Annotated in this window: 21 protein-coding genes; 13 read left to right on the top strand and 8 right to left on the bottom strand. The window is 43.1% G+C overall.

What is annotated here, in order from left to right:
• Positions 1 to 9 precede the first annotated feature (9 nt).
• Positions 10 to 495 (bottom strand): DUF456 domain-containing protein, encoded by a 486-nt coding sequence (locus ACZ5Q7_RS05725; RefSeq protein WP_343750952.1) that lies wholly within the window; start codon positions 493 to 495, stop codon positions 10 to 12.
• Between the two features lie 430 nt (positions 496 to 925).
• On the opposite strand from ACZ5Q7_RS05725, the gene ehuB reads away from it, so the two are divergent.
• From ehuB to ehuA, 4 genes are all read left to right on the top strand, one after another.
• Entirely contained in the window at positions 926 to 1834 is a 909-nt protein-coding gene (gene ehuB, locus ACZ5Q7_RS05720) for an ectoine/hydroxyectoine ABC transporter substrate-binding protein EhuB (protein WP_343750951.1), read from the top strand.
• Positions 1835 to 2011: 177 nt separating this feature from the next.
• Positions 2012 to 2641, top strand: a complete 630-nt coding sequence (gene ehuC, locus ACZ5Q7_RS05715) for an ectoine/hydroxyectoine ABC transporter permease subunit EhuC (protein ID WP_464433195.1) — start codon at positions 2012 to 2014, stop codon at positions 2639 to 2641.
• A complete protein-coding gene (gene ehuD, locus ACZ5Q7_RS05710; RefSeq protein WP_343750950.1) occupies positions 2638 to 3375 on the top strand; it encodes an ectoine/hydroxyectoine ABC transporter permease subunit EhuD in 738 nt (245 codons plus the stop codon). Before ehuC ends, ehuD begins: the two co-directional genes overlap by 4 nt.
• Positions 3372 to 4142, top strand: a complete 771-nt coding sequence (gene ehuA / locus ACZ5Q7_RS05705) for an ectoine/hydroxyectoine ABC transporter ATP-binding protein EhuA (RefSeq protein WP_343750948.1) — start codon at positions 3372 to 3374, stop codon at positions 4140 to 4142. Before ehuD ends, ehuA begins: the two co-directional genes overlap by 4 nt.
• A gap of 97 nt (positions 4143 to 4239) precedes the next feature.
• Here the strand turns inward: ehuA and murB are convergent, their stop codons facing one another.
• Positions 4240 to 5169, bottom strand: a complete 930-nt coding sequence (gene murB, locus ACZ5Q7_RS05700) for a UDP-N-acetylmuramate dehydrogenase (protein WP_343750947.1) — start codon at positions 5167 to 5169, stop codon at positions 4240 to 4242.
• Between the two features lie 163 nt (positions 5170 to 5332).
• Positions 5333 to 5740 (bottom strand): YbaN family protein, encoded by a 408-nt coding sequence (locus ACZ5Q7_RS05695; protein ID WP_343750946.1) that lies wholly within the window; start codon positions 5738 to 5740, stop codon positions 5333 to 5335.
• 413 nt (positions 5741 to 6153) lie between these two features.
• Between ACZ5Q7_RS05695 and ACZ5Q7_RS05690 the strand changes: the two genes are divergently transcribed.
• From ACZ5Q7_RS05690 to hisC, 9 genes are read left to right on the top strand one after another with little or no spacing between them, the layout of a single operon-like run.
• On the top strand, positions 6154 to 7395 hold the full coding sequence (locus tag ACZ5Q7_RS05690; RefSeq protein ID WP_343750945.1) for an ATP phosphoribosyltransferase regulatory subunit: 1242 nt from the start codon (positions 6154 to 6156) through the stop codon (positions 7393 to 7395).
• The gene (gene hisG, locus ACZ5Q7_RS05685) at positions 7396 to 8031 is read left to right on the top strand and encodes an ATP phosphoribosyltransferase (protein ID WP_343750944.1); all 636 of its coding nucleotides are present in this window, start codon (positions 7396 to 7398) and stop codon (positions 8029 to 8031) included.
• Positions 8028 to 9323, top strand: a complete 1296-nt coding sequence (gene hisD / locus ACZ5Q7_RS05680; protein WP_425542334.1) for a histidinol dehydrogenase — start codon at positions 8028 to 8030, stop codon at positions 9321 to 9323. Before hisG ends, hisD begins: the two co-directional genes overlap by 4 nt.
• Positions 9304 to 9888 carry an imidazoleglycerol-phosphate dehydratase HisB gene (hisB, locus tag ACZ5Q7_RS05675; protein ID WP_343750942.1) on the top strand — a complete coding sequence of 195 codons (585 nt, stop codon included), beginning with the start codon at positions 9304 to 9306 and terminating at the stop codon, positions 9886 to 9888. Before hisD ends, hisB begins: the two co-directional genes overlap by 20 nt.
• A gap of 39 nt (positions 9889 to 9927) precedes the next feature.
• Entirely contained in the window at positions 9928 to 10533 is a 606-nt protein-coding gene (gene hisH / locus ACZ5Q7_RS05670) for an imidazole glycerol phosphate synthase subunit HisH (protein WP_464433156.1), read from the top strand.
• Positions 10530 to 11240 carry a 1-(5-phosphoribosyl)-5-[(5-phosphoribosylamino)methylideneamino]imidazole-4-carboxamide isomerase gene (gene hisA, locus ACZ5Q7_RS05665; protein ID WP_343750939.1) on the top strand — a complete coding sequence of 237 codons (711 nt, stop codon included), beginning with the start codon at positions 10530 to 10532 and terminating at the stop codon, positions 11238 to 11240. The genes hisH and hisA overlap by 4 nt, the downstream gene beginning before the upstream one ends.
• Positions 11241 to 11999 carry an imidazole glycerol phosphate synthase subunit HisF gene (hisF, locus tag ACZ5Q7_RS05660; RefSeq protein WP_343750938.1) on the top strand — a complete coding sequence of 253 codons (759 nt, stop codon included), beginning with the start codon at positions 11241 to 11243 and terminating at the stop codon, positions 11997 to 11999.
• A 4-nt stretch (positions 12000 to 12003) separates the two neighbouring features.
• Positions 12004 to 12648, top strand: coding sequence for a bifunctional phosphoribosyl-AMP cyclohydrolase/phosphoribosyl-ATP diphosphatase HisIE (gene hisIE, locus ACZ5Q7_RS05655; protein ID WP_343750937.1), 645 nt, complete (start codon positions 12004 to 12006; stop codon positions 12646 to 12648).
• The gene (hisC, locus tag ACZ5Q7_RS05650) at positions 12641 to 13699 is read left to right on the top strand and encodes a histidinol-phosphate transaminase (RefSeq protein WP_343750935.1); all 1059 of its coding nucleotides are present in this window, start codon (positions 12641 to 12643) and stop codon (positions 13697 to 13699) included. The genes hisIE and hisC overlap by 8 nt, the downstream gene beginning before the upstream one ends.
• Positions 13700 to 13777: 78 nt before the next feature.
• Here hisC and ACZ5Q7_RS05645 read toward each other — a convergent pair whose 3' ends face one another.
• The 5 genes from ACZ5Q7_RS05645 to ACZ5Q7_RS05625 all read right to left on the bottom strand — a co-directional run bounded on the left by ACZ5Q7_RS05645 (position 13778) and on the right by ACZ5Q7_RS05625 (position 18667).
• Entirely contained in the window at positions 13778 to 14584 is an 807-nt protein-coding gene (locus ACZ5Q7_RS05645; protein WP_343750934.1) for a SurA N-terminal domain-containing protein, read from the bottom strand.
• 234 nt (positions 14585 to 14818) lie between these two features.
• A complete protein-coding gene (locus tag ACZ5Q7_RS05640) occupies positions 14819 to 15796 on the bottom strand; it encodes a siderophore ABC transporter substrate-binding protein (RefSeq protein ID WP_343750933.1) in 978 nt (325 codons plus the stop codon).
• Between the two features lie 228 nt (positions 15797 to 16024).
• Complete coding sequence (locus ACZ5Q7_RS05635; protein WP_343750932.1) at positions 16025 to 16783, bottom strand: iron ABC transporter ATP-binding protein; 759 nt, start codon at positions 16781 to 16783, stop codon at positions 16025 to 16027.
• The gene (locus ACZ5Q7_RS05630) at positions 16783 to 17721 is read right to left on the bottom strand and encodes an iron chelate uptake ABC transporter family permease subunit (RefSeq protein WP_343750930.1); all 939 of its coding nucleotides are present in this window, start codon (positions 17719 to 17721) and stop codon (positions 16783 to 16785) included. The genes ACZ5Q7_RS05635 and ACZ5Q7_RS05630 overlap by 1 nt, the downstream gene beginning before the upstream one ends.
• The gene (locus tag ACZ5Q7_RS05625) at positions 17711 to 18667 is read right to left on the bottom strand and encodes an ABC transporter permease (protein WP_343750928.1); all 957 of its coding nucleotides are present in this window, start codon (positions 18665 to 18667) and stop codon (positions 17711 to 17713) included. The genes ACZ5Q7_RS05630 and ACZ5Q7_RS05625 overlap by 11 nt, the downstream gene beginning before the upstream one ends.
• Between the last annotated feature and the right edge of the window lie 219 nt (positions 18668 to 18886).

The raw sequence follows: 18886 nt of genomic DNA, 5'->3' as shown, positions 1-18886 counted from the left end.
TCCCTATCATTAGAATAAAATAGCTGCAAAAAACCATCCAATCATAACGAGTTGAATAACAACTTTCGCAGCAACGCCACCTAAAAATCCAATCAAAGAGCCAATGGATGCACGTATAGCTTCTCCTGATGTTTTCTTTTGTACCATTTCAATCACAAATACTGTGATAAACGGAAGAATAATAATACCAAATGGTGGCATTATGAATGAACCGATGATGACAGCAACCGCAGCACCACGTTCGCCCCATTTGCTGCCGCCATATTTTTTGACAAAATAACTATTCGCAATAACATCCGCTGCGATCACTATCACGGTCAATACAACCATGCCTGTCCAGAACCATACTGACAGTTCATCGGCATTAATAACAAAATGATAGAGTAGAAAACCTATCCACAGCACGAGTGGCGATGGGACGACAGGAAAAATGACGCCTGCAAAGCTTGCGATGAATAGTACAACTATAACAACCCAACTAATAATTTCCAGCATTTGCTCCCTCCAACGATAACGCTCTACAAAATAATCTGATGTAATACAACCGTTTTTTGTTTACAAAAATTCCTTTAATACTAACAATTTTAAAGCATATACAAGTAATATATATTATATTTAAGCATAATTTGGTAAAGACAAGTTATATATCCTTCACACACTGCTTTGCTTGTATATTCCAAATTATCTGAAAAAATGCTCTTTGAATTCCATTCAACATCCCTATAGGATTATATTATAGCATTTTTCTCACTGCTTTTACTATTCTGCTGCTAATAAAAAGTTGTACTACATACGTTTTTTTATGCATATCATGAAACAAATCTTATCCCAATCCGGAAAGACTAAGAAGTCTAGGATAAACAGAGCGTCCATATCATTAATGGACATTCGGTTTATCCCAAAATAAAGGGAGGTCATTTAGACAATGAAAGGATTAAAATTACTTTCGATTTTTACACTTGTACTTCTTTTTCTGGTTGCTTGCGGATCAGGCGGCTCAGAGGAAACGAGTGGTAAGGAGGAAAATGGTGAAAGTGGGGATCAAAGCAAACTTGCTGAATTAAAAGAAGCAGGAAAAGTTACCATTGGCTTTGCGAATGAAAAACCGTATGGGTATCAAGATGACAGTGGAGAACTGAAAGGTGCAGGAGTAGATATTGCTGAAGCCGTATTTGCCGACATGGGTATTGATACGGTAAATGGAAAAATTTCCGAGTTTGGTGAACTTGTTGCTGGTTTGAACGCAGGTAAATTTGATGTCATCACAGCAGGTATGGCTATTAAACCGGATCGGTGCGAAAATGCCGATTTCGGTCAACCGGAAATGGTTTACGGTGAAGGACTGATTGTACCAAAAGGAAATCCTAAAGATCTTCATAGTTATACAGATATCGCCGAGACCGGGGCTTCCGTATCCATTATGTCAGGAGCAACAGAAATTGGATATGTGCAAAAAATGGGGGTAAAAGAAAGCCAAATAAAGAAAGCATCCGATATTGCTGCTACATTCGCAGCTGTGGAATCCGGACGCGCTGATGCAACGACAGGTACAGAAATGACGGTGAAAATGGCGTTAAAATCTGCCGGCAATGATAATCTTGAATTTGTAAATGACTTTAAACAGCCCGATATTAAAGGGGTTCCAAGCTATGGTGCTGCGGCATTTCATCCAGACAACGATAAACTCCGTAAAGCGTACAATGAATCACTGCAAAAGCTGATTGATGACGGTACAGTCGCTGAAATGTTAGAAAAGAATGGTTTTGATCCTAAATATAACGCACCACCGGAAGATATAAAAACAGAAGAAATATGCAGTGGTGAAAAGTGGTAAAACGCACTAACCGATCTACTAAATCGACTGTTCAATAAACAAACAACGACTCCATAGGGTCTGGCTCCCTGCCCAAGGGGGTTGACCCTATTCTTTTATACTTTTTGACAATAAATAAAATGATGCTTCAAAGGAGTGATTATCATTAGCGCAATAGCCGATATATTTCCAAATTTAATGCAGGGAATTGGCGTCACCGTTAACGTGTTATTGGGATCCATCATTCTCGGCTATTTAATCGCATTTATCTCAGGTTTTTGCCGTCTGGCCAACAATCCTATCCTTAGAGGATTCACCAGATTTTATGTGGAAATATTTCGAGGAACGTCACTGATTGTACAGTTATTCTGGTTTTATTATGCGTTGCCCATTTTATTTGGTATCGATATTGGAAGTAACTATTGGGCGGGTGTGCTGGCTATCGCACTTAATTATGGTGCTTATATGTCAGAAATCGTCCGTGGTTCGATACTGTCGGTAGCAAAAGGACAAACAGAAGCTGCAACAGCGCTGAACATGTCACCATTTCAGCGCATGCGACTGATTATTTTTCCCCAGGCGGTCCGTATGATGCTCCCGGAATTCGGTAATTATCTCATCCAGATGCTAAAAGCAACATCACTCGTTTCATTAATAAGTATGACCGATATATTGTATTACGGTGATATTCTTCGCAGTAACAATATTTCACAGGCACCAACCATCTATTTTCTCATACTTGTTTTCTACTTCATCATGGCACTGCCGTTGATATGGCTGACTAGAAAAATGGAAAAGGTGTCCAAGAAAGGAGTGGCTAGCCAATGATAAGCAATTGGCAATGGGATACATTCTATGACTCCTTCCCAATTATTATACAGGGACTTGGTATTACGCTGGGCTTAACCATCGCCTGTTATCTATTTGCATTGATTTTTGGTTTTGTCTGGCCATTTCTTAACCGTATTCCGATTAAACCTGTAAAATGGCTGTTCACTTGGATCATGGAATTTATCCGCTCCACACCGCCACTGGTTCAATTGTTCTTTATATTTTATGCATTGCCAATGATTCCTGTTATTGGTTTCACCCTTGACCCGTTCACCAGTGCTGTTTTAGGGCTCGGCATTCATTTCAGCACATATATCGGCGAGGTTTACCGTTCCGGGATTGATGGAGTGGACAAAGGCCAATGGGAAGCAGCTAAGGCACTGAATTTTTCAACAAGGCAAAAGTGGTCTAAAATTATTTTACCACAGGCAATTCCTCCTACTATTCCTATGCTTGGAAACTATTTAATCATCATGTTTAAAGAAGTCCCTTTAGCGGCATCCATTGGTGTCGCCGGAATATTAAACTTAGCCAATTCATACGGTTCGGCAAACTTCAGGTACTTGGAACCATTGACGATCGTGGCGCTTCTGTTCCTTGTCCTGAGTTATCCATCTGCCATACTTATTAATAAACTGGAGCGAAAAATGAACCGTCGTTTCGAAAAAGGGGAACCAACCGCCAACAAACAACCTGCAGAAGAAGAGAAAGGAGCTGTTTCACAACAATGACAGAGCCCATTGTAAGTTACCAGGATGTGCATAAATCCTTTGGCGAGACCCCAGTGTTAACTGGGATTGATTTGGATATCAAACCGGCCGAAAAAGTTGCCGTCATTGGCCCAAGTGGATCAGGAAAGACCACCATTATCCGGATGCTGATGACACTCGAACAACCAACATCCGGTAGCATCATGGTTGATGGGAACTATTTATGGCACATGGAAAAGGATGGTGAGCTCACCCCAGCGAATGAAAAACATTTACGACAAGTTCGCGGCAGCATCGGTATGGTGTTTCAGCATTTTAACTTGTTCCCCCATATGACCATCCTTGAAAACTGCATGACGGCGCCAATACATGTCCAGAAAGTCGGAAAAAAAGAAGCAAAAGAACGCTCGATTGAGATGCTTGAGAAAGTTGGATTAAACGATAAACTTGATGACTATCCCAACCAGCTTTCCGGTGGGCAAAAACAGCGTGTTGCAATGGCACGTGCACTCGTCATGCGGCCGAAGATTATGCTGTTCGATGAGGTTACTTCAGCACTTGATCCTGAACTAGTTGGTGAAGTGTTAGAGGTCATTCGCGGGATTGCTGAAGAAGGGGATATGGCCATGGTGCTGGTCACGCATGAAATGGAATTTGCCCGTGACATTGCAGATCGCGTGCTGTTTCTTGATAATGGCGTGATTGCTGAAGAAGGACGGCCGACCGACGTACTGGAAAATTCCACAAATGAACGACTGCAGAACTTTTTGCATCGGTTCCGGTCATAACACCACGACATTTGCGTTTATCATATCGAAAACCATACAAAAAACCGACTTGCTCACAAGGACAAGTCGGTTTTTTGTATAGACCAAACCAAGCCCATCATCCGGATGGGTCTTCCCCGATAATCTTCACTTCACATTCGAGCGTGACACCAAACGTTTTTTTAACTGTATTCTGGACATGACGAATCAAATGAATATATTCAGTCGCCATAGCACCATCTTTATTGATGATAAATCCGGCATGCTTCAATGATACAGCAGCACCGCCAATTTGCTGGCCCTGTAATGCACTGTCCTGAATCAATTTACCGGCAAAATAACCTGGAGGTCGCTTGAATACACTGCCGCATGACGGATACTCCAGCGGCTGTTTTGATTCGCGCTTGTACGTGAGATCATCCATAACCGATTTAATGGCATCATAGTCCCCTTCCCCCAATGCAAATGTCGCTTCCAAAACAATATAACCCTTTTCCGGGATATTGCTTGATCGATATTCCAAATCGAGGTCATCAGCGGACAATGTGAGCAAGTCCCCATGCCGGTCAATAACAATGGTGTTTACCAATACATCTTTAATTTCCCCACCATATGCTCCAGCATTCATAAAGAGCGCTCCGCCAACCGTTCCTGGAATTCCACACGCAAATTCAAGACCTGTAAGTGAGCAGGATAACGCTTCACGGGATGCTTCAATAATACGAGCGCCGCTTTGTGCAACCATTCGGGTGCCGTCGATTCTGATGTCCGCAAGGCGTCCCAGATTCAGCACGATTCCCCTTATGCCTCCGTCCTTAATAATCAAATTCGATCCATTGCCGAGTAATGTAAAAGGAATCTGTTTTTGATTGGAAAGTTTGACGATATCCCGGACTTCCTCATACGTTTCCGGTGTCACATAAAAGTCCGCCTTCCCACCCAAACGTGTATATGTGTGGTCTTTTAATGCTTCATCAACCTGGACATTGTCTGCTGATGTAATGGCTGTCAATTGTTCATACGTCTCGCGAACATTCACCACAAACATCCATCCTTTGCTGTCGTCATTGATTCACAAAATAATTTGATTTTTTGATCGTTCACAACTAAACCTTTTATCCGCCATTATCCTGTTTATCCACTCTTAGGAGCATTCCTATTCAAGGCGACGGCCACAGGTGCATAAACGACAAGCCATACTTCCATTTTATTTATTCCATTTTGTTGTGCAATGTCTTCTGTTTAAGAATAAACCATGTAACGTAAGCGCCAATAATAAACAGTAGAATTTTTACCGCTAAAAGCGGAACAACGAATAATATGCTGTATGACATCGCTAACCATAAGGCGGTCACCCCTATTATTTTTGCTTTCAAAGGAATGCCGTTGCCGTCACGATAATTTTGTATGTAGGAACCGGCATATTTATTTGATATCAACCAGTGATAAAGGCGATTCGAACTTCTTACATAACAAGCAGCCGCAAGCAATAGCAGCGGTGTTGTTGGCACCAATGGTAAAATAATACCAACCACACCCAATACCAATGAGAGTGAACCAACAATAATTAAAACAATTTTTTTGAACTGTTTCACCGTATCACCAACTTTATCACGCATAAACGGTCCATCACACCTGCACCTCAGAACGAAGGGAACACAAGGAATCAACACGACCACCTTGGAGAATGCCGTTTACTTGATGATGATAAGCTCTATCTTTCATTATATCATCTCCAACTCTGTTATGCCTTCTTTTACATGTATTTTGTTTGATATTTTGTGCACGTTTCTTTCATATAACCGAATTATTCATGATGAATTGCGTACCTCCATGGACAGGAGCATTCCGTGCAAAAACAGTAAATGGTCGGGTGCTGTAACAATGACCGCTTTATTTTATACGACGGCAGAAAAATCTTTTAACAAGTCTTTTATTTTCGGTTGACTTTTTCCTAATTTCTTATTAAAATAACTTTACTTAGGTAAAGTAATAAAGTGATAAAGAATAGGATGGAATGGAGTTTTTGACCATGGTTTTCTATCAAAACGGTACCGAAAGCAACGGGCATACGGCTAAGCTTTTATTGAGAAACAGCTTGCTTCCCTTGCTGGAACAACGCTTTCGGACGTATGGATATATTAAGACAAGCACAAGCGCCTTTCAGGATTATGATCTATATACATCAGTCACTGGGACAGTCCCTAAAAATGAGATGATTAAAACCATCGATCCCTCCGGAGAAGTGCTTGTTCTGCGGCCCGATGTCACTATACCGATTGCACAACAGGCTGCATTCAGCGACAAAAGCCACCGCAGGCAATTCTATGTCCAAGATGTATACAGGCTATCGAGTGAAAAGAACCGTCATGAAGAGCTGACACAAGCAGGCGTCGAATGTTTCGGTGAAAATACACATGAAAATGATGCCGAATTGATTGCCATGGCAGCTCATCTTCTGAATGACCTTCAGTTCAGTCAACACAGAATTGTTATCAGTCACGCTGGGTTTTTCAAAGAACTGCTAGACCAGCTGCCGCTATCTCCGGAACAAACCGAGCAGTTGCAGGCAATGATTCAATCCAAAAATATGGCCGAAATAAAACCATTCCTGTCCAACCTGCCCATTAACCGGGAACTGGCGGAGGCCGTCGAGACTATTCCCATGCTGTATGGACGTCCGGAAGAGGTTATCACCAAAGCATCGGACATATCATTAAATGACGCCATGCAGCAAACGATTAGCAACCTCAATACGGTCCTGGACGTCTTAAAGGCGTACGGTGTTCGTGATACTGTTGTATTTGACCTTGGATTGATCAACGACATGGATTATTATTCAGGAGTCATTTTCCAGGGGTATGTAGCAGGGTCAAGCAAACCGGTCCTGATGGGCGGACGGTATAATCATTTAACCGAGCAATTTGGAAAACGTATGGCCGCGATCGGTTTTGGCTGTTTCGCTGATTATTTGCTGGAGGCACTGGAAAAGGATGGTCAGCCGCCGAAAATGGAACGTCCGGTTCAGGTTGCCATTTATTATGATGACCACAGCACCTCCCATGCGCTGGCCACTGCCGGTAAGCTTCGGGATGACGGATTAAAGGTGATCACCTTACCTGTGGCTCATACCTCGGAAATGGAACCACCCTCTTTGGGTACTGTATCCATGACGACCGACCATAATGTGCTTAATCACGGTAACAAACACTCCGAATTCCGGACAGCGGATGAACTGGCGAACTTACTTCAATTGGAAATGAGGGGGGATTAAATGAGTTATCTTACGTTAGCACTTGCCAAAGGGCGCACGGCTGAAGCTTCTATCAATCTATTGGCCAATGCCGGTATCCATTTCAGCCATTTAAACGAGGATTCCCGGAAACTCGTTTTCTATGATGACGACAGCATGATCCGACTGATCTTTGTTAAAGCCGTTGATGTCCCTACCTATGTCGAGAATGGTGCCGCAGATGTCGGGATTGTCGGCAAAGACAATATTATTGAAGAACAGCCGGACATCTATGAACTCCTCGACCTTGAATTTGGTCAATGCCATTTCGCAGTTGCCGGTTTTTCGGGAACGAATTTGCATAAAGACGGAACACTCACCGTTGCTTCCAAATACCCGACAGCTGCCGAAAAGCATTTCAACAGACAAGGCATTCCAATCGAAACCATCAAACTAAATGGGTCGGTTGAGTTGGCTCCTGTTATCGGACTGGCTGACGTCATTGTGGACATCGTTGAGACCGGCGGGACATTACGTGAAAACGGCCTCACCATTCTAGAAGAAATGGAAGCGATCAGCACCCGCCTGATTGTCAACAAAGCCAGCTTCACCACCAAATCCGAACGGGTTCACACATTCATAAATACGTTGAAAAAAGGGTGGAATGATGTATCGTGAAAAAAATGACAGCCAGCGAATTCCGGCAGTTGCCATCCATATCATCCGGACAAAACCATAACCAAAACGTGGATGAAACGGTGTTGCCCATCATTTCCGATGTTCAAAAAAATGGCGATGATGCGCTCTTCCGTCTCACCGAAAAACTGGACGGTGTCAGCCTCAGCACCTTGTACGTTACCGAGGAGGAATTTCAGCAAGCCGAATCGTCCATGAGTGATTCGTTCCAGACCGCGCTAAAGACCGCACGACAAAACTTGGAAACGTTCCATGCCGGTCAACTGGAAAAATCTTGGTTCATGAACCCGCACAATGGTATGACACTCGGGCAAAAAGTAACCCCTATCAAACGTGTCGGCGTTTATATACCAGGTGGTAAAGCGTCCTATCCGTCTTCCGTGCTGATGAATATCATCCCTGCGAAACTGGCCGGTGTTGAGAAAATCACCATAACGACCCCGCCGGACGATCAGGGAAATATCAATCCGCACGTTCTTGCCGCTGCTAAAGAGGCCGGTGTGGACACTGTCTGCAAAGTTGGGGGTGCACAGGCTATTGCGGCACTGGCTTATGGCACCGAGTCTATTGAGCCAGTATCCAAAATTGTGGGACCTGGCAATGCCTACGTAGCACGTACTAAAAAATGGGTGTATGGCGATGTCGATATCGATATGATCGCCGGACCAAGCGAAATTTGCATTGTTGCGGACGAAACGGCCAATCCTGCTTTCGCCGCCGCCGATCTTTTATCCCAGGCCGAGCATGATGAGCAGGCCAAACCGCTACTGGTTACGCCAGACTGGGATGTAGCCGATGCAATACAAAAAGAAATCTCAAACCAAATGGAAAAACTGGATCGAAAAGCCATCATTCGTGAATCTCTGAATCAAAACGGGCACATCATTGTAACCGAAACCCTTGCCGAAGCATTGGATACGGCTAACAGAATCGCCCCCGAGCATCTGCAGCTTATGATCCGGGATCCATTTGCAAATATGGCAAGCATCGTCAATGCGGGAGCCATTTTCCTTGGCAACTATTCCCCTGAGGCGCTCGGCGATTATACGGCCGGACCGAATCATACATTGCCGACAAGCGGAACAGCCATGTTTTCGTCACCACTTGGGGTATATGATTTTGTTAAGAAGTCCAGTATTATCCATTATGACAAAAATGCTCTGAGCCAAGCTTCACAAGCAACGATGTCTTTAGCAGAAGCAGAAGGACTGACGGCTCATGCCAGAGCGATTCAAATCAGAAAGGATGAAGGCAATGCGCCAACAAACGATTAACCGTTCAACCGCGGAAACCAATATTACGGCTGACTTCAATCTCGATGGTTCAGGTAAGTCATCCATTGCTACCGGCATTGGCTTTTTTGACCATATGCTGACTCTTATGGCGAAACATGGGCTTTTCGATTTGACTCTGACATGTGATGGCGATCTGGAGGTCGATCAGCATCATACCGTAGAAGATACAGGCATCGTACTCGGTCAAGCCTTTAAAGAAGCACTTGGCGACAAAGCGGGAATCACACGTTATGCAACTGTGACAACACCGATGGACGAAGCGCTATCAACCATTTCCGTGGATATCAGCGGACGGCCGTATCTCGTCTATCATGTTGACGGATTAAACGACAAAGCCGGTACATTTGATACAGAACTTGTGGAAGAATTCTTTCGGGGTTTTATCAATCATGCCGGCGTAACGCTGCACATTAATCTCGCGTACGGGTCAAACACGCATCATATGCTTGAAGCTATTTTCAAAGGATTTGGCCGGGCGCTTGATCAGTCTGCATTGATCAAGAACCGATTCGATGGAATCCCTTCGACCAAAGGAATGTTATAAGAACGTACGTACAATACAAACGTATACGGGGGAAACAACATGATTGCTATTATTGATTACGGTGCAGGAAACATCAAAAGCTTACAGTTTGCCCTAACAAACATTGGTCTGGAGTCGCAGCTGACTTCTGACCCGGTTGTCATCCAGAACAGTGACGGGGTAATTCTTCCCGGAGTTGGAGCCTTTCGGGATGCCATGGAGGCCTTAATAGACCTAGGGTTGGCCGAGTCGCTGCAGCAGGAAGCAGCACAAGGCAAACCACTGCTGGGCATCTGCCTAGGGATGCAGCTGTTGTATGAAAAAAGTTATGAGGATGGCGATTGGGACGGGCTTGGCCTGCTTGATGGCAAAGTCGGACGCATCCGTGAATCCGTCAAAGTACCGCATATGGGTTGGAACACGCTGACACACCATAAAGAAGAGCCGCTGCTAAAGGACGTTCCGGAAGACGCTTATGTCTATTTTGTCCATTCGTATGCTGTCAGCTCGTGGCAGCAGAATCAACTGATCAGCAGTACCGATTATGGCGGCGAGATTCCCGCCATTGTGCGCACGAACAATGTGATGGGCATGCAATTTCATCCTGAAAAAAGCGGACCCATCGGACTGCAGTTATTACAAAATTTTGGAGAGATGGTACGATGATTTTATTCCCGGCTATTGACATACGCAACGGTAAATGTGTCCGCCTGATTCAAGGCGACTACGAACAGGAAAACGTTTATAGCGACTCCCCTGCCGACATGGCGAAACAGTGGGAAAAACAGCAAGCTGACTATTTGCACATCGTTGACTTGGATGGAGCTAAGACAGGGACAGCCGCCAACACTGAGACCATTCGCGACATTGTCCAAACTGTTCGTATCCCCGTTCAAATCGGTGGTGGCATTCGTTCTATCGATATGATAAAAGCCTATTTATCTGCTGGTGCCGACAGAGTTATTCTCGGTACTGCTGCCATTAGTGACAAGGCATTCTTAAAAGAAGCGGTGGCCCAATATGGAGAGAAAATCGCTGTATCCATCGATGCACGCCATGGTTACGTCGCAATTGACGGATGGACCGAGACAAGTGATATAGAAGCAGCTGATTTGGTACAAGAACTGGAAGCCATTGGTGTTCACACAATTATCTATACCGATATCCTGAAAGACGGTATGCTGAAGGGGCCGAATTTTGCCGAGCTGGACGCTATCAATCGTGCATCGGCCATCCGCGTCATTGCCTCGGGAGGTGTTTCCAGCAAAGACGATGTCGATAGGCTGAAATCAATGAATTTATACGGGGCTATTATCGGCAAAGCGCTGTATGATGGTACCCTATCATTTCAAACAATACAGGGGGAAACATAAATGCTTGCTAAACGAATCATTCCATGTATGGATGTGGATAAAGGTCGCGTTGTCAAAGGCCATAAATTCCAGAACATACAAGACGTCGCCCATCCCGTGGAGCTGGCCAAGGAGTATAATCAATCGGGAGCCGATGAACTGGTCTTTTATGATATCACAGCATCCAATGAAAATCGCCCGATGTTTTTGGACATCGTCGAACAAATTGCTTCCGAAATTGCCATTCCATTTACGGTCGGCGGCGGCATCAATAGTATTCAAGATATTCAGCAGACCCTCCGCTCCGGTGCTGATAAAATATCCATTAACAGTGCAGCCGTGAAGAACCCTGAGCTGATACAGGAAGCGTCCCGGAAATTCGGTTCCCAATGCATCGTCCTGTCATTAGACGCTAAACAAATGGACACAGGAAAATGGCATATCTTTATTAAAGGCGGCCGCGAGGATACCGGTATGGATGCCATTGAATGGGCTAAAGAAGGCGAACGTCTTGGCGCCGGTGAAATCGTCGTGAATGCCATGGATACGGATGGAGACAAAAGCGGCTACAATCTGGAACTGACGAAGACCATTGCCAACCATGTCAACGTCCCTGTTGTTGCAAGCGGCGGTGCTGGATCCGACAGCCATATCGCCGATGTACTGACAGAAGGCGATGCGGATGCAGCCCTGGCCGCTTCTGTTTTTCACTACAACGAGATTCAAATACCGGAGCTAAAAAATTATCTTGATCAAAACGGCATTGCCGTCAGGAGGTAACCATATGTATGACGAACAACTGAACAGCCTGACATTTGACGAATACGGCCTTATACCAGCTATTGTTCAGGATGCTGAAACAGGATCGATTCTAACACACGCCTATATGAATAAAGAATCACTGGAAAAAACACTGCAAACCGGTGAAACATGGTTTTACAGCCGACAACGGCAAAAATTATGGCATAAAGGAGAAGAGTCCGGTAACACGCAGCAGGTTAAGGAGATCACGAGCGACTGTGATCAAGACGCCCTTTTGGTAAAGGTTCAGCCAGTCGGACCAGCCTGCCATACTGGTGAGGCGTCATGCTTCCACCACGTATTACAAAACAGCAATGCGGCCGAACAGATGACACTAAGCGAACTGGCAAATCTGATTAAAAAACGCCGGGCTGAAACAGAGGAAGGGTCGTATACCACGTATTTGTTTTCAGAAGGCATTGATAAGATCCTTAAAAAGGTGGGCGAAGAAACAAGCGAAGTCATCATCGGTGCCAAAAATAACAGTCGTGATGAAATGGTGTGGGAAATTGCCGATTTATCGTATCACACCCTTGTCCTGATGGAATTAATGGACGTTTCGATTTCTGAAATTAGAGAGGAACTTGCCAAACGCCATTCAGAAAAGGAAGGCAGCCAACATGCATAAACTTTGGAGCGACGCCGCCAAACGAACCGAACCGTATGTGCCCGGCGAACAGCTGAATGATCCTGATATTATAAAGCTGAATACAAATGAAAGCCCGTATGGTCCCTCGCCGAACGTTATTGAGGCCATTCAAAAGGAAGTTTCGCACCATTTGCAACTGTATCCTGCTCCCGACGCTGAAGCACTCCGAGATGACATAGGCCGTTATTATCAGCTTGATAAAGAGCATATTTTCGTTGGGAACGGTTCGGATGAAGTTCTTGCCTTTTCGTTTATGGCTTTTTTCAATACAGACGCGCGTATCCAATTTCCATCCGTAACATATAGTTTCTATCCGGTTTATGCGAAACTTTTCCATATCCCGTATGAGGAAGTCCCTTTGAACCAGGACTTTACGATTCCGGTTGAATCCTTTTTCCAGTCTGATGGCGGAATCATCATGGCTAATCCGAATGCACCGACAGGTATTTATTTGTCTTTGGAGAATGTGGAGACAATTGCAGCCAACAATTCGGACCAAGTCGTTATTATGGATGAAGCTTATATCGACTTCGCGCCTGCCTCTGCGGCATCTCTGGTTCAGGACTACCCCAACCTTCTGATTGTGCAGACGATGTCCAAATCAAGGTCACTGGCCGGTCTTCGTATCGGATTTGCCATTGGGCAGCCTCATCTGATTGAGGCACTTTTCCGTATTAAAGACTCTTTCAACTCATACACCATGGACCGACTGGCCCTCGCTGGTGCAGCTGCAGCCATGAAAGATGATCACTATTTTCAGGAAACAACGGAGGAGATCATTCGGACAAGAGAGTGGCTGATTCCTGAAATGAAGAAACGTGGGTTCAGCGTACTTCCGTCCGCGGCAAACTTTATCTTTACAACGCACTCTACCGTTAAAGCAGAAACGCTTTACAACGAACTGAAACGTCGGAAAATTTTAATCAGACATTTTCAAAATCCGGCGATTGCCAATCATGTCCGTATTACGATTGGTACCGAAAAACAGATGGAACAACTGTTGAGAGCCATTGATGCCATTATTGCTTAAATAACGGCAGGATCGTTGGGATCGTTGCATCAGAGACAGTAAAAAGCCAGGATCCAATCGGACCCTGGCTTTTTACTGTTATAGATTGATGGTCACGTCCGCATCTTTACGGAGTTTGTCAACCAATGTTTGCCGTGCTTGAGCTTCTTTTTTGCTTTTTATACTTTGTTTCAAATCTGACTTTTTCTCATCGAATGAAGCTATTTCCTTATCTTTTTTGCTATCCTTGCCACTGTCGCCATCTTCATTGTCTTTTTTATTTTTTTGTGCTTGCTTTTTCTGCGATTTCCACTGATCGTACGCTTTCTTCAGTTCCTTTTCTGTTGGCTCTATGTCACCGGATTCTTCGGCAACCAGTTTATCCATTTTAACTTGCGTCTTAATCTGTGAAATCACTTCATTTTTCTTCGTACCCTGCTCTTTTAATTTGCTGAGCAATTTATCTTTGGACTCAAGCCCATTTTGCTTCGCCAAGTCGTTCAACTTTTTATCCACAGCTTTGTCGGATGCGCTATAATCCCGATTATTTGCTTCTTGTTTAAGCAGCTCATTGCCAACCAAAACTTCTGCCGTCTGTTTTTTCAGTTTCTTCTGATCCACTTCTTTTCCAGTCAGCCTTGATTGCATGGCCGATCGCTGAAAGACGCTCTGATACATGGAACTAAATTCTTTCTTCTTGATTTTGTCACCATTCACCTTGGCTACAACATCTGGTACGTCTTTCAAATCAGGCTCAGGCATCTTTTGCTGCTGAGAAGCTTGTCCGTTCTCACCGCCGCCTTTATCCTTATCCTTGTCCTTATCGTCCGATCCATCATCACCGCCGCACGCTGCCAATACAAGTGCCACGGTCAGCGCCATAAGTGATATCAATAATTTTCTCATAGATGGCTGTCCCTCATTTCCTTACTTTGTTTCTTTATTCAAACATATATAAGGGGGGTGGTGCAAATGTTAATACTTCGCTTAAAGAATTAATAAGCATTGCCATCCCGGCGTTGAAAGGAATAACTAACATTTCATTTACAATGGAACAGCCATTTTACTAGCATTTGCCACATTTTTTCTGCCTATCAACAAAAAAAAGCAAGAGATTCGATCCCTTGCCTCTTGTTGTATCTAATCCAATCCGTTTTTAACCTCTTTAATCATTTCTTCCATTGATAGCAGACCGCCACCGGAAAGGTACCAAACATTTGGATTTAAATAGACAATATGATCATTTTTGGCTGCCTTTGTTCCGTTCACAAGTTCATTATCAAGTACTTCACTGGCAACCGTATCGCCGCCGATCGCTTTGTCCCGATCAATAACAAACAAATAATCCGGGTCTTGTTCCGCGACATATTCGAATGTCACTTTCTGACCATGTGTTGATGCCTCAATGTTCTCATCGGCTGGCTGAACGCCAAATACATCATGAATGAGTCCAAATCGTGAGCCGGGGCCGTACGCACTTATTTTCCCGCCGGTTGATAAGACAATCAGACCTTTTTTGTCACTTTCAGACGTTTTATCCTGAAGGTTTTGAATGGATTGTTTAATGTCATCCAGTTCTTGATTGACCTCATCTTTTTTATCAAAAATTTTACCGAGTGTTTTTGCATTTTTCGTAAACGAATCCATGTAGTTTTTATTATTAATACCAACATAAATGGTCGGTGCAATTTTACTAAGCTCTTTGTAAGCATCGGACTGTCTGCCGGAAATGATGATCAGTTCAGGCTGCAGCTCATTGATGGCTTCAAAGTCTGGTTCAATTAAACTGCCGACATTTTTATATTCCGATCCCTCATACTTTGATAAATATTCCGGGAGAGCACTTCCCTTTGCAACACCTTTAACTGGAACATTCAGCTTATCGAGGGTCTCCAACGCACCGTAGTCAAACACCACAACATTTTCCGGGTTTTTTGGAACATCGGTTTTATCTAGTTTATGGTTGACAGTAACCGTTTTATTGGATGATTCTTCATTATTTTTATCTGATGAATCACTGGTATTGCCGGACGAACCCGTCGAGTCGCTGGATCCACAAGCGGCTAAAGCCATCGCTAACAAACAAACCACTAAAAACGCTGAAAACTTTTTGACCATTGAGATCACTCCTGATTATGTTTTATAACACATACGATTAAACGAAATTGATAATCGTTATCAGTTATGTGTAAAAAAATAACCCTTGCGCAAGGGATATGGTAATCGACTATGTCAATTACCATTAATTGAAAATGATTATCAGTTTCACTGTTAATTAGACTACCATTTACTTTTCAAGACGTCAATAGACATTCCGTATTTTTTTGAAAATGTGTTTTTGAGCGTTTACGTATAGTAAATACAAATCCGGTTGTTATTGATGATTTCAATCTGGATGTCCATATCATACACTTCTTTCAACACCGGTTGTTGAATAATCTCCTCTGTGGCACCGCCTTTAACAACCTTTCCATCCTTTAATGCTACAATATGATCGGAATAGCAGGAAGCAAAATTAATATCATGCAGAACAATCACAACCGTTTTCCCGAGTTCGTTCACCATTTTCTTTAGTGCTTTCATGATTTCCACCGAGTGGTTCATATCCAAATTATTGAGCGGTTCATCCAAAAGGATATACTCGGTATCCTGGGCAAGTATCATCGCTATGTACGCTCTTTGCAGCTGACCGCCGCTTAATTGATCAATATATTTGTTTTGCATGTCCTCAAGTCTCATATAATGCAGCGCGTCGTTTACATGCTGCCAGTCTTTTTCTGTTAATCGCCCTTGCGAATAAGGAAAACGGCCAAAACTGACCAAATCTTTAATTGTAATGCGGATGTTAACATTATTCGACTGTTTGAGAATAGATATTTTTTTGGCAAGATCATTGCTTTTACTATCTTTAATATTTTTGCCGTCAATGACAATGTCACCGCTATCTTTATTAATAAGTCGACTGACCATTGATAACAACGTACTTTTTCCGGCGCCATTCGGGCCAATAAACGAGGTGATTTTGCCTTTTTGTATAGAAACGGAAACATCCTCGACGACATTCTTTTGACCATATTGCTTGGTAACATGTTTAACGTCTAACATCATTTACTCTCCTTTAGAAGCAGATAAAGAAAATACAATCCGCCAACAAGATTGATAATAACACTGACCGATGTCGAAAAATGAAATACACGCTCAACCAGCATTTGCGCCCCTATCAGGGAAATGATGCTGATAAAAATCGAACCGGCGAATAAGTGTTTGTGTTGATAAGTCCCCATAAAGTGATAGGTAATATTGGCTACAAGTAAGCCTAAAAACGTTATGGGACCAACCAGTGCGGTTGATATGGATACCAGAACAGCAATAATCATTAACAGCCTTTTAACGACCGGATCATAACTCACTCCTAAGTTAATCGCCTGTTCCTTGCCTAATGATAAAACATCCAGATATTTGATAAAGCGTAGAAAGTATAAGCCAATCAGTACGACACTCACCGAAGAGATTAATAGAAGCTGTGTATTAACATTGTTAAAACTGGCAAACATAGAGTCCCTTACGACAAGAAATTCGTTTGGATCAATCAATATCTGCATGAATGACGAGATACTTGAAAACAATGTGCCCAAGATCAAACCGACAAGCAGCAAATAATAAATATTTTGCCCTTCCCGTTTAAATAAAAACGTATACAGTAACGCCGAAAACACTAACATCAGGCCGACAGAAATCAGAAAATGAATGTTACTATTCATCATCGTCAGCGTATTGGCGCCAAAAGTGAACACCACAACGGTCTGAATCAGCATGTATAACGAATCCAGTCCAATAATGTTAGGCGTTAAAATTTTATTATTCGTGATCGTTTGAAAAATAATCGTCGATACGCCAATTGAACTGCCTGTCAGGATGATGGCCAAAATTTTGTTCAATCGCCGGGTCAAAATGTAACCCCAATAGCCTCCCATATCAATAAATAAAAATAGAGTAATGATTGCTGCGGTAATAGTTACCAGAATAATAAGTTTAGTTTTCATGAGCGTTTCTCCCCAATAACAAATACAGGAAAATGGCACTGCCGATAATACCGATGGTCAGACTGATAGAGATTTCATATGGATAAATGATTATGCGTCCGAGTATATCGCAAAACAGAACGAATACAGCTCCCATCACTGCTGTGGGAAAGATGCTTTTCTTTATATTATCCCCACGGAAGATCGTCACAATATTGGGGACAATCAAACCCAAAAAAGGCAAGGTTCCAACAGTAAGTATTACGATCGAGGAGACAAAAGCAACGATAATAAGTCCCAGATTAACGATTCGTTTATAACTCAAACCCAGATTCACCGCTAAATCCTCACCCATGCCTGCCAGCGTAAAACGGTTGGCAAACAGGTATGCTAAAATAATCGCCGGAATACTGATATATAAAAGTTCGTAACGTCCTTCAATGACCATGGAAAAATCCCCATGCAGCCAGGAGGATATACTTTGTATCAGGTTATACTTCAACCCGAAAAACGTTGTAATCGATCCGACAATATTACCGAACATCAGCCCAACAAGCGGGATAAATATCGTGTTTTTAAATTTAATGTGATCAAGAATCTTCATAAATATAAATGTACCCGCCAGTGCAAAGGCAAAGGCTATGGCCATCTTTTCAAGCATGCCGGCTGCAGGAAAAACAAGTAATGACACCAAAACACCAAGACGTGCGGAATCCATGGTGCCCGCCGTTGTCGGTGAAACGAATTTGTTTCGTGTTAATTGTTGCATAATCAAACCGCATATACTTAAGCTGCTCCCCGCGATTAAAATACTGATCAAGCGCGGCAACCGACTTACGGTTAAAATTTTCTGTTGATCCTGCGTTAAGTGAAAAAGATCGAGTGGTGATATGTTTTTAACACCGACAAAAAGCGATATAAAAGAAAGTAAAAACAACGCTATGATTAGCAAATATCCTTTTCTCATCCCATTCCCGTTCCCTTGCTGATACAGCCGATTAATCCTGATAACGAAAAACTGTATGCTTTAATTTGGCGATATTGATAATCATTATCACCGAATTAGTTATATCATTAACGATTCAGTGTGTCAAACCTACAACGGATACCCTGTTGGGACGAAAAGATAAAAAAACAACCTTCGCTGATGGCTATTTGCCTTGCGAGAGGTTGCTATATCGGAATG

The organism is Lentibacillus halophilus (assembly GCF_055395055.1).
This window is presented reverse-complemented; position numbering and strand designations above follow the sequence as displayed.